Raw genomic sequence first — 11653 nt, 5'->3', positions numbered from 1 at the left:
TTGAATTTTTTTATATATTTTCCTACCCGTGTTAAAAAGACGTAACGTATTATCTGGCCGACATCGTGTTTACGATACATTCTCGCATCCATTGCTTCGTTTCCATCCAGCAGAACAGCAAAGTGCCTAAACTAACGCCGATTCCATTGAGAATCAGCCGATCAATATCAAAGAGGTGTTTTGGAAATTGAGGGATTGCATTCATAAGAAAAAGGCATAATTCTGCCCCAATGGAAGCCGCAAAGCCAACCATCAGAAAACCTAACCAAGACAAGCGTCCGCGCCCAATAAATCCAACAAAAAATATAAAAGGGATTGGAAGGAAAATATGCCACATGATCAGCCAGTGTCCTTGAACACTTTGGAGTTGTGCTGCGATAATTCGAAAGGGTTCAAAATTGATGAGCGGATCGTCCGGCGCAATAACAGAGCGTTCCGCACCGCCCATCGGCTGAATCATAAGCAGGAGCGTAATCATTGCGTAGCCGATTAACAATGAATAGAAGACCCCGCGAGGATAAGTGAGCGTTCGCCGTAAATATCTTTCCCAAAGCAACGTGGCGCCAAGCAACAGACAATAGGTCACAAAAAACTCAGCAATCGTTGGATTATATAAATCGGTCATCACACCACTCCTCGCGTGTTCTGTTCTTATATCAATCATAATACAAGTCGAACCGCATCACCCCGCATTTCTGATGCGGATCCCCGCATTTTTCATGCGGGACCCCGCATAAGACGGAAGAAGGCGCTTCATGACACTTCGATGCGCCCTTCTCTGGCTGGGATAGGACTAAGCATTCCTTTTCGGGACTCTGATCAGCCCCAGTTCGTTCACTCGCTCAATCGCTTCAATTCGCGAATGTACGCCTAATTTCTGAAAGATTCCGGTCAAATGTTTTTCGACGGTACGTTGGCCGATGAGCAGCTCACCTGCAATATCACGATTGGTCTCACCGCGCATCACGCCCGTGAGAATCTTACGCTCTGTCTGATTCAAGTGAACATTCGTACCACTTTTCCGTTCCGTATCGCGAACATGCAAGCGTTGAACCAACCATATCGGCAGCAGAACCTCGTCGCGCAACGCCGCATTCAGTGCCGCAATCAGCGAATCAATGGAAGCTGATTTGCTCACAACTCCGGCAATGCCCCGCTCAATCATTGACGCAAACAACGGTTCAATTTCGGTCTCATAGCCTGTATAAATAATTATTTTTGCATCAGGATCGAGGTCCAAAATCAAATCGGAAGCGGCCATCCCGTCCATATCAGGCATATTCAAATCGATGACGAAAAGATCAAAGTGCTTCTCTTTTAATAAGGCCGCAATATTTTTTGCAGAGGGTTGCGATTCGACCTCAAAACCTGCATTCTGTAGTACAGCTCTTGTTCCACTGGCAACCACTGCATGATCATCGATAACAAGTACGGATGTCATATCTGCAACTCCTTTCGTTTGCTTTGGTTTGTGATCGGAAGCTTAATACACAGGGCAAAACCGCCGCTGGCACTTCCAAGTTCCTGAGCCCCAAATTCCACTGTCCCGCCAAGCCCTTGTACCCTGCTGATGATACCGGTCAGTCCCATGGTGCTGAAGTAGGGGTCAAGTGTTTTCGGATCGAATCCGATGCCATTATCGCGATAGCTGAGCACGCCGCGCGCATCATCAAACGCAAGGCCCAACCAGACCCGCGTACAATGCGCGTGTTTCATCGCGTTCCCCAGTAGCTCCTGGACCGCACGGAACAAGCACAGGGCGTTTTGTTTGGAAAGATTATGCGGCGTTCGGCTAATGGCTGTTTCAAGATAGAACGCCGCAGACAAGTTCACGCGTCGAAACAATGCATCAAGCGCTTTGCTGAGTTCACCATGAAAAATATCCGCAGGGTACATTTCTCGAATCAGTTTACGCATCATGTCCGCATTATCAAGAATGCGGTCACGGATCGTATCGATGCGCGTTCGCGTCTCCGGATCATCAATCGTTTTCATCGCCGCATCCATTTCACGAGCAATCGCCAGTTGATCCTGAATGTTCGTATCATGGATGTCGCGAGATAAATGCGCCCGCTCATTTTCTGAAATGGAGAACAGCCAGCGGTTCATTGAATGCGGAATCTTGGCACGGTCATCTTCAAGATGTTTAAATGCGCGCATTAAGCCTTCCGTTTTATATAGATTATCGACAACTACGCGTGCATAATTAATCAAGGTTTCCAGCCATATCCGTTCATCCAGGTTCAGCGCGCGCCCAGGCTTGACCCATTTTCCAACGAAGATCACCTGTTCAGCGCCGCGCGCCCTCAAAACAGCTCTGAACCCTTTCCGGGCTACCCTTCTTACCTCCAGCTCCGCATCTGCTGCACGAGCAAAACGCAGCAAATCGGGATGAATAGGCGCGTTCACTGGGCGGATCTGCCCATCTGCTTTAATGATCACGATCCCCGCATCCTCAACAGGAAGTTCCGATTGAACCGCGCGGCGCAGCATCAAGGCTACATGGCGCAATGTGTATTCCGACTTTGACGTTTGTAAGAAACGATTCAAGGCACTCTGTCTGGAAACGCGATGTGGGTGAAGCATATCCCTAAGCCGATAATCACTATATTCTTTTACGTAAAGGATAAGCAAGGCGGTGACAAAACAGACCAGACCAAAACGGACAACAGCCTCCGGGCGTTCTGTAAAATGCCGCTGCGTCACGCCAAGAAAGGTGAGCATCATCATTAACGTAATGATGAAACTCAACGCACAATAGTAGCCGAACTGTCCAATATAGAATGACATATCAATAAATGCGGATGACAGAATCATCGAGCATAAAGTGATCGGCAGAATAATAATAAACGGTGTTGTCCACTCAACAGGGACGAGTGAAGTCCCAATAATCATGTTTGGTGCAGCATACAAAGCAATAAACGGAAGCGTTGAAAGCATAAAACCGACGATCAACAGATGAATGACACGTCCATATTCCGATGCTTTAATTTGCGTATACAGCCGCGCTAACTGAACACACAATAAGCTGAAAACGAACACAGAGAAGACTAATTCCTGCTGATAATACGCATTGACCTCGCGTGAGACAAAGAAACAGCTGTTGATAAAGATCATCGATGCACAAAGATACAGACAGCCAAGCATCCAATCAGAGATCAGACGGAATCCACAAGGCAAGAAATAATCTCTAAGAAAATGAACAAGGAAAACAAGCGTAAATAGGATCGAGAAACTGGTCAGCCTAAGGCTCCAGCTGTCGTGCCGTGCATTGGCCGCTATTTCAAAAAGAAGCGGACTCAATGTGACCAGTAAAGCGATCAACACATGAACAACCGATTTCCTCTCTTTACGCAAATATAAAAAAAGTACCTCAACAAAACAGGTAACAAAAAATCCAAGTGGAAGAACCAAATAAAAAAGCAGCGCCCATTGCGACGAATTGTTGTCCACAACCAAAGACCGCACCGTTCCGTCCCGATCCAAGGTCAGCTTATGCGCTAGACCAACCATATTAAATATTCTTACATTTCTGTTCTCAAAAGCCGGTTGTCCGTCGATGCTGAGCATTGTATCCCCCGGCTGAATGCGCGCAGATTCCCCCCAACTGTATGGAGCAACCTGAGATACGGTAACCTTATTTCCATCTTTAAGCGTGTATACGCCCACATAAGGCTGATTTAAAATAACCAGCATAAAATGAATGGTCAGCGTTAAGGAGTAACCCACAACGACAAGCAGAAAACCCCAGTGGATCCACCTTTTTCCATTGGCTTGGATCATACCTTCCGCAATTCCTTTGAACATCAGGCATAAGCTCCTTTTTTAGTCCATTGAATGCTGATTTTCAAACCGTTCCCGGGCTGTGAATCAATCGCAAGCTGTCCGCCCATTCCCTCAACACGTCCGATCATACCCGGGAGACCCATCGTACCGAAGGATTTTTCAATGGTCGACACATTCAATCCAATCCCGTCATCACTATAAGTGAGCGCAAATCGATCGTTCTCCTTCGTCAAATTCAGGTGAACACAATGTGCCTTCGAATGTTTTTGCGCATTATTCAGCAGCTCTTGTACTACACGGTAGACCGCCATGTCCCATTCATTATGGAACCCATCCAGCTGATCATCGACATGACCATAAAGCTTAAAATCAGCACGCAAGTTGACTTTATCAAAGAGCTCCAAAAGCGCTTTTTTCAGTCCTGTCCGATAGATAAATTCCGGATGCAGATCATTAATAACCTGGCGCAGCACGTAGACAGCGTCCAACACTTGTTCACGAAAGCCCACCATTAGCGCTTTAGTCTGTGGATCGCGGCTCTCTTTTCCCCAGGCATCAAGCTGCCTAGCAATGTCAAGCTGATCCTGCATGTTTTGATCATGTAATCGGCGCGACCACTTAAAGCGTTCCCGTTCTGAAATGCGCAGCATCATTTTCTTAATCGTCAGCGGCACGAACGCACTCTGAGTAGCGCTTTCTTCCAGATTCTTCATCAAGTCATTGATATTTGCCCTGTTCTCAATCACGATTTGTGCATAACTGATCAGCGCGGCAAGCCACACCCGTTCGTCAGGATTCAGTCTTCGACGCGGTCGTGCCCATTTTGCAACCAGCACAATTTTCCCCAACGCACTTTCTGATAATAGAATTCGGAACCCTTCTTGTGTTGCAGTTATTTCGCCCGGATCCCCCTGTGATGCGCGACTAAAGTACGGATTTGGTTCGTCTTCCTTGCCCAACACAAGCAGCTGTGCCCGTTCAACCGGCAAGCAGTTCTCCACTTCGCGTTCGATGATCGGCCCGATGTTTGCTAAATCATCATCATTTTCAATCCACTGCAAGAAGCGGTTCAAGGCGATTTGCACATCTTGTTGTTTCGCATTTAGCCGCTTCCTTAATGAGTAATCAAGATACTGCTTTATGTACAGCATGAAAAATAAAACGAGGAACATCGAAATTCCGGTGATAAAAACATCAGAGCGATCCGCAACCAATTTTCCCGATGCGGACACATGATAGAAGACAATACTGATGAAAACGGAGGGAAGAACGGCAATCAAAGCACAGTATGATGCGTGCCTCAATGTAAAAGAGAGACCCATGAATCGCTCGGAGCATACGAGATAAGCAAGAAGAAGCGGCAAAAGACCCGGAAAAAGAACTGGCATCGGTATCGATGGTGCGCCGATCAGAATACATACCACCCCAATGAGCGCCGGCGCGCAAGAAAACAGCAGCCCGAACAGCAAAACGTGCAGCATCGGCCGATACGCTGCTTCACGACGGACAATCATGACGTGAGCGGACGCGGCAAGGGCCAGCACCATTAATGCCGCCATAAGCAGGAGTGCTGCCGGTCTCAGCGCCGGGAAGCCGGCAATCTGAAGTCCGGCCGCCGTACCGAGTAAACCTAAGGTGGCGACAGATACAATCCATTTGACCGATTTGGGCAGCCAAACGAGCCTCCAGTAAGATAAATAGCGTTCCAGAATATGCAGCATAAGCAGCAGACTCAAAACTGCCCCAACAAAAGCAGCCGTTTGAAAACCATTGCGCGCTGCTGATGTACCACCAGCTTCTGCCAACTGCCACAATAAGCCGAACAGACACAAGAAAAAAATAAGCGGCTGTTCGCCTTTTTCCGAACAATTGGCCAACCATAAATAGATTGCTAATCCAAGACAAACAACGAAAGAAACAACAGGAAGCACAGTAGCGGTGACCAAGCCGCCCGAACTGCCGATCACGGATAAACGAACGGATGCGGCCAGCGAAAGACACAGGCAGCCGAAGAGCATCCCTCGCTTCCACTCATAGATTGATGTGGCCGTCATTACAGCTGCCTCCCGCCCATTGATCTGAAAGCGGATCATCGCATCGTTTGGTAGCCGCTCTCTTTGCTCTCAGTGTAACAAATCCAATGAGCCCCGTAAACGATGCACGAACAAAAGGAGAAGCATCAATGTTTCTCTGCCTCTCCTCCCGTTCCAGCGTGGACAACTGCTGATTCCAAACTCTTTTTGCACTTACCGATCCGAAGTTTCGCTAACTTATTCATATAGTATTTGTATTTCCAGTCAGTGACATCCGTCTCGACGATTTTCTTTTGGCAAGAGTCACAGATTAATTGATTGAAGATGTGAATCCCTTCAGTCTTATGCTGACCGCAGACGAGGCACACCTCTTGAGCCTGTTCCTTTAACGCCATATGATCACCTCCCGCTTTAGTTTCTCCCGAAAATTAAAAACCTATTCATTTTACCACTAGTAAACTATTTTTCTTCACGCGAGTCATTCGACTTTTCCAGTATATGATCCCTGGGCTCGGGCGGTGTCTCGAATAAAACCGTGCATGATGTCCGGGATCTCACCGACTATTGACCGTATGCGACAGCTATGTGATCATGGGTCGTTGATCGATGCCTGTTTATTGCATCATCGCTGCGTCTGCTCGCTGGCACGCTGATCCCGCAGGCGCCAGAGCACCTCCGCTTTGATGCTCAGCCATGTCACCGTTTTATTGGTTTGAATACATGACAAATTCTATACTTTCTTTACCCGTCAAAAAACGGACCGAGTAAGATCTCCGGTCCGCTTTTTAAGAGCTTACTTATTCAATTCAGTTAAGATGTTTTTAATGCCGTGCGTGGCGCCTTGTGCCTTTACCATGCGTTCCCGATAATCATAGCGCTCGGCATAAACTCGATCAAGGGTTCGCAGCAGCGCACCGGGCGTCAGTGTATCATTGTCGAGCACTTCACACAGTCCTTTTTTCTTAAACGAATCGGCATTGAGAATCTGATCGCCGCGGCTTTGGTGAAGCGGCAGCGGTATAAGCACCATCGGCTTCTTCAAAGCCAAGAACTCAAAAATAGCATTCGATCCGGCGCGCGAGACAATGAGTGTTGATGCAGCCATCACATCGGGAAGCTCTTTGTCGATAAATTCAAACTGCCTATAGCCAGGCGTTTCTGCCAGTTTTGCATCAACAAATCCTTTGCCGCACAAGTGAACAATTTGATATTTTTTGAGCAGATCCGTGATTGAGGCACGGACCACATCATTGATTTTTTTCGCTCCAAGACTGCCGCCCATGACGAGGAGAACCGGTTTGGAACCACTAAATCCAAGAAAATCGAGTCCCTTTTTTCGATCACCCTTCAGCAGCACATCTCGGATCGGTGCGCCGGTATAAACGACCTTTTCCTTCGGCAGCTGCTTTCCCGCTTCCTCGAAGGTGACAAACAGCTTCGTCGCAAAGCGGATCGCAATTTTATTAGCCAGTCCGGGCGTAATATCGGACTCGTGAATGTACACCGGAATCCGGTTCAGCCATCCGCCGATCACCACTGGCACGGACACAAATCCTCCCTTAGAGAAAATCACATCCGGTTTGATTTTCTTCAACAGCCAGTACGCCTGCATCACACCCGCCAGAACCTTAAACGGATCGCCAAAGTTTTTCATGTCGAAATAGCGGCGCAACTTGCCGCTTGATATGCTATGATACTCAATTCCATGTGCGGTAACCAAATTTTTTTCTATGCCGTTCTTCGACCCGATATAGGCAACGTTACAGTCCTTTAATTCATCAATCAGCGCCAGGTTCGGCGTCACATGCCCCGCCGATCCGCCACCGGTAAATACGATTTTTTTCGCCATTGCTTCTGCCTCACTTTTTTCATTCCACTTCTAAAAAGTTTAATATACTTGCCGGCAAAGTAAAACAAAAAGTTAAAAAAAGATCAAAAAGGGTTATGTTAAAAAGCAGCCGAACAGTTTGCCCGACTGCCTTTATTTCTATGATCAACCCGTTTTCTGGCCGTTTCGTTCTTCAGCAAATTGGCTGTTGTAGAGCTCTGCATAAAAGCCTTTTTGCTCCAGCAGTTCCTGATGAGTACCTTGCTCGATCACCTGCCCGTGATTCATCACCAGAATCAGATCGGCATGACGGATCGTTGACAGACGGTGAGCGATCACAAAACTCGTCCGATTCTCCATCAGTTTATCCATGGCTTCCTGGATATGAACCTCAGTTCGTGTATCCACACTGCTGGTTGCCTCGTCCAAAATCAGGATGACGGGATCAGCAAGAATAGCACGGGCAATCGTCAAAAGCTGCTTTTGCCCTTGAGAAATATTGGTGCCTTCCTCATTTAAAATGGTGTCGTAGCCATCAGGAAGCGTACGGATAAAATGATCCGCATGTGCCGCTTCGGCAGCCCTTATGATTTCTTCTTCCGTAGCATTTTCACGACCGTAAGCGATATTATCACGAATCGTTCCTTTAAACAGCCAAGTATCCTGAAGTACCATACCAAAAAGACTGTGCAGTTGTTCACGCCTCATCTCTCGTGTATCTAGACCGTCAACCGTAATTTTCCCTTGCTGAATTTCATAGAAGCGCATCAGCAGGTTAATTAGCGTCGTCTTGCCCGCACCGGTGGGACCGACAATCGCAACCGATTGGCCGCCGTTCACATGAAGCGACAGATTGTCGATCAGCGGCTGGTCTTCCTTATAACGGAAGGCAACGTGATCAAAGACAACCGTGCCTTTCGGATCCGTCAGTTGCTGAGCATGTTCTGTATCCGCCGTCATCTCTTCCTCATCGAGAACCTCAAAAATTCGTTCTGCAGATGCAACCGTTGACTGTATCACGTTCGAAATGTTGGCGATCTGATTGAGCGGCTGTCCGAACTGTCGTGCGTACTGAATAAACGCCTGAATATCACCAATTTCAATCGAACGCCTAACAACCAAGATCCCGCCGACTACAGAAATCAGCACATAGCCAATATTTCCAACGAACATCATCATCGGCATCATAATTCCTGACAAAAATTGAGCCTTCCACGCCGATTGATAGAGTTTTTCGTTAATCGCTTCAAATTTGTTTACGGATTCACGTTCTTTTCCAAAAGCCTTGACGACCTGATGTCCAGTAAACATTTCTTCAACATGACCGTTTAGTTGGCCGATCTGTGCCTGCTGTCCTTTAAAATAGCCTTGGGACCGTTTAGTGATTTGTGCAATGCCGACAAAGCTGAGCGGTATCGTGACCAGAAGAATCAAGGTTAGAAGCGGACTGATGGTCAGCATCATCACGACAACACCAATCAGCGTCACAATGGACGTGATTGATGCAGTCAAACTTTGCTGTAATGTGTTGCTGATGTTTTCCGTATCGTTGACCGCGCGGCTGAGTACATCACCATAAGGATGCGCATCATAGTAGCCCACCGGCATGCGTGCCAGTTTTTCATTGACCTGTTTGCGCAAAGTATAAACCATCTTCTGTGCCACACCACTCATGAGGTACTGCATCAGAAACGTAAATAAAGCACTTAGGATATAAAGAATCACCAATGTAACCACAATATCCCAAATAGAATCGAAATCAATCCGAGCACCGGGAACCCCTTTGATCTTCATCATCATACCTTCAAAGAGCTTCGTGGTTGCATTTCCCATCAGTTTCGGTGCGATAATTGTAAAAATGGTACTAAGGATCGCTGCGGCAAACACAGCAATCAGTATCGGGTAGTGCGGCTTCAAGTATCCCATCAGCCTTCTAAACGTCTTACGGAAATGCTTTGGTTTTTGTACCGGCATCCCCATATGCCCGTGACCCGGTCCGCGCTGCGGCATTCTTCTCTTGTTACTCATGCCAATTCCTCCTTGCTCAGCTGCGATGCCACAATTTCCTGATAAACAGCGCAGGACCTCATCAGTTCATCATGCGTGCCCATACCTGCGATCTTCCCCTCATCCAGCACGATAATTTTATCGGCATGAAGTATAGTGCTGACGCGCTGAGCCACGAGAATGACTGCTACTGAATGCGTCATTTGAGCAAGTTCAGCCCTCAGACGCGCATCGGTCCGGTAATCCAGTGCCGAAAAACTGTCGTCGAGCAAGTAAATATCTGCTTTTCTCACCAACGCACGTGCAATCGCCAGACGCTGTTTTTGTCCTCCCGAAACATTTTTACCACCTTGCGCAATGATTGAATCATAACCATGATCCATTTCTTGGATGAAGGCATCAGCTTGCGCAATTCGCGCCGCAGTCCTGACTTCCTCATCCGTTGCCTGCGTATTGCCGTATCGAATGTTTTCCGCCACAGTGCCGGTAAACAGCACTGATTTTTGCGGAACATACCCGATCCTGCGGCGCAGTTCTTCTAGTGGTACATCTTTCACATCAATACCATTGACGCGCACACTGCCGCAGGTTACATCAAAATAACGAGGGATCAGATTCAGAATCGTTGATTTTCCGGCTCCTGTACCTCCAATAATTGCAGTCGTTTCACCCCGTTTCGCCGTAAACGACAGATGTGACAGCGCCGGCTTTTCTGCTCCAGGATAGCTGAAACTGACATTCTGAAACGTCACACCCTCGTTTTGCGTGGATAAAGTAGATTCAGCGCATTCACTATCTTGAATAACCGGTTCAATCGTTAGTACTTCATTGACCCGGTTTGCAGATATTTGTGCACGCGGAATCATGATGAACATCATCGCACCCATGAGAATTGAAAACATAATTTGCATCGCGTACTGGATGAAGGCCATCAAATCTCCAACCTGCATCGCTCCACCGCCGATACGCAATCCCCCGAACCAAACAATAGCGACCATTGCAAGATTCATGATTAGCATCATCAGCGGCATTGCAGCCGACATAATTTGGTTAATACGGATGGACGTTCGGGTGATATCCCGATTCGCCTCATCGAAGCGGTGCATCTCATGCTTCGCGCGATTAAACGAACGAATCACGCGGATACCGGTTAATTCTTCGCGTAAAACTAAATTGAGCCGGTCCATCTTTTTTTGAATCGCTTTAAAATAAGGAAGCCCTTTTTTCGCTAGAATAGAAATAGAAATAATGAGCAGTGGCAGGGCAACTACAAGAACTAAAGACAGGGGCGCATCTTGGGATACCGCCATAATAATGCCGCCGATGCACATCAACGGTGCCATCGTCATCATTTTCAGAATCATCATATACACTTGTTCGATCTGAGCAATGTCGTTCGTCGTTCGTGTGATCAGTGAGCTCGTTCCCACCTGATCAAATTCTTGCAACGAAAAACGTTCAACATGCGCGAACATATTATTGCGCAGGTCGCGTCCGAATCCCGCAGCTGCTTTCGACGCCAGATAATTTGCCAAAATGGTCAACACACCGGCTGCCAGTGTAACGAGCAGCATATACCCGCCCATCTTAAAGATGTAGGGCATATCTCCTTGAACGACACCTGTATCGACGATATCCGCCATCAATGTCGGTAAATACAAATTAGCCAAGGACTGCAAAAAGATAAAGAAAACAGAAAAAAGTGCCGGCCATAGATATGGCTTCATATATTTTGCCAAACGAATCATTGCCTCAGCTCCAATCATTTAAAACCGTTGAATCATTACTATACCAGTTTAACCGTTCAATATGAACCTAGAGTGAACCAACCAACGCGCTTTATAAAAAACGTTCGATCCCTTTTTGCATCTGTATGGATTTGAAGCAGCACTTTGACTGCTTTGCTTGACGCAGACAGCTCGGGGCTCCTCTACTATCTTATCCTTTTAGAAAAACTAGGCAAAAATCGCCCGGTTCCTACTTCCACAGGATGCGGTGA

The 11653-nt window shown here is 47.1% G+C and carries 8 protein-coding genes; all 8 read right to left on the bottom strand.

Going from position 1 to position 11653, the window contains the following annotated elements; genetic code table 11:
* Positions 1–49: 49 nt before the first annotated feature.
* Positions 50–625: a VanZ family protein gene (locus SIN01_RS12130; protein WP_010023192.1), complete on the bottom strand. Its 576-nt coding sequence runs from the start codon at positions 623–625 to the stop codon at positions 50–52.
* A 168-nt stretch (positions 626–793) separates the two neighbouring features.
* Positions 794–1441: a response regulator transcription factor gene (locus SIN01_RS12125; RefSeq protein WP_010023195.1), complete on the bottom strand. Its 648-nt coding sequence runs from the start codon at positions 1439–1441 to the stop codon at positions 794–796.
* Complete coding sequence (locus tag SIN01_RS12120) at positions 1438–3807, bottom strand: ATP-binding protein (protein WP_010023196.1); 2370 nt, start codon at positions 3805–3807, stop codon at positions 1438–1440. The genes SIN01_RS12125 and SIN01_RS12120 overlap by 4 nt, the downstream gene beginning before the upstream one ends.
* Positions 3807–5840 (bottom strand): sensor histidine kinase, encoded by a 2034-nt coding sequence (locus tag SIN01_RS12115; RefSeq protein ID WP_010023198.1) that lies wholly within the window; start codon positions 5838–5840, stop codon positions 3807–3809. The genes SIN01_RS12120 and SIN01_RS12115 overlap by 1 nt, the downstream gene beginning before the upstream one ends.
* 125 nt (positions 5841–5965) lie before the next feature.
* Positions 5966–6214, bottom strand: a complete 249-nt coding sequence (locus SIN01_RS12110) for a sigma factor G inhibitor Gin (RefSeq protein ID WP_010023199.1) — start codon at positions 6212–6214, stop codon at positions 5966–5968.
* 398 nt (positions 6215–6612) lie between these two features.
* Positions 6613–7668, bottom strand: a complete 1056-nt coding sequence (murG, locus tag SIN01_RS12105; protein ID WP_010024861.1) for an undecaprenyldiphospho-muramoylpentapeptide beta-N-acetylglucosaminyltransferase — start codon at positions 7666–7668, stop codon at positions 6613–6615.
* Positions 7669–7812: 144 nt separating this feature from the next.
* Positions 7813–9675, bottom strand: coding sequence for an ABC transporter ATP-binding protein (locus SIN01_RS12100; protein ID WP_010024862.1), 1863 nt, complete (start codon positions 9673–9675; stop codon positions 7813–7815).
* Positions 9672–11402, bottom strand: a complete 1731-nt coding sequence (locus tag SIN01_RS12095) for an ABC transporter ATP-binding protein (protein WP_010024863.1) — start codon at positions 11400–11402, stop codon at positions 9672–9674. The genes SIN01_RS12100 and SIN01_RS12095 overlap by 4 nt, the downstream gene beginning before the upstream one ends.
* Between the last annotated feature and the right edge of the window lie 251 nt (positions 11403–11653).

It is taken from the genome of Sporolactobacillus inulinus, assembly GCF_006539285.1.
GTDB lineage: Bacteria > Bacillota > Bacilli > Bacillales > Sporolactobacillaceae > Sporolactobacillus > Sporolactobacillus inulinus.
This window is presented reverse-complemented; position numbering and strand designations above follow the sequence as displayed.

Coding starts and splice junctions, on each gene's coding strand:
- SIN01_RS12125 (WP_010023195.1), bottom strand. CDS start 1,441: ATGACATCCGTACTTGTTATCGATGATCATGCAGTGGTTGCCAGTGGA.
- murG (WP_010024861.1), bottom strand. CDS start 7,668: ATGGCGAAAAAAATCGTATTTACCGGTGGCGGATCGGCGGGGCATGTG.
- SIN01_RS12120 (WP_010023196.1), bottom strand. CDS start 3,807: ATGTTCAAAGGAATTGCGGAAGGTATGATCCAAGCCAATGGAAAAAGG.
- SIN01_RS12095 (WP_010024863.1), bottom strand. CDS start 11,402: ATGATTCGTTTGGCAAAATATATGAAGCCATATCTATGGCCGGCACTT.
- SIN01_RS12130 (WP_010023192.1), bottom strand. CDS start 625: ATGACCGATTTATATAATCCAACGATTGCTGAGTTTTTTGTGACCTAT.
- SIN01_RS12100 (WP_010024862.1), bottom strand. CDS start 9,675: ATGAGTAACAAGAGAAGAATGCCGCAGCGCGGACCGGGTCACGGGCAT.
- SIN01_RS12115 (WP_010023198.1), bottom strand. CDS start 5,840: ATGACGGCCACATCAATCTATGAGTGGAAGCGAGGGATGCTCTTCGGC.
- SIN01_RS12110 (WP_010023199.1), bottom strand. CDS start 6,214: ATGGCGTTAAAGGAACAGGCTCAAGAGGTGTGCCTCGTCTGCGGTCAG.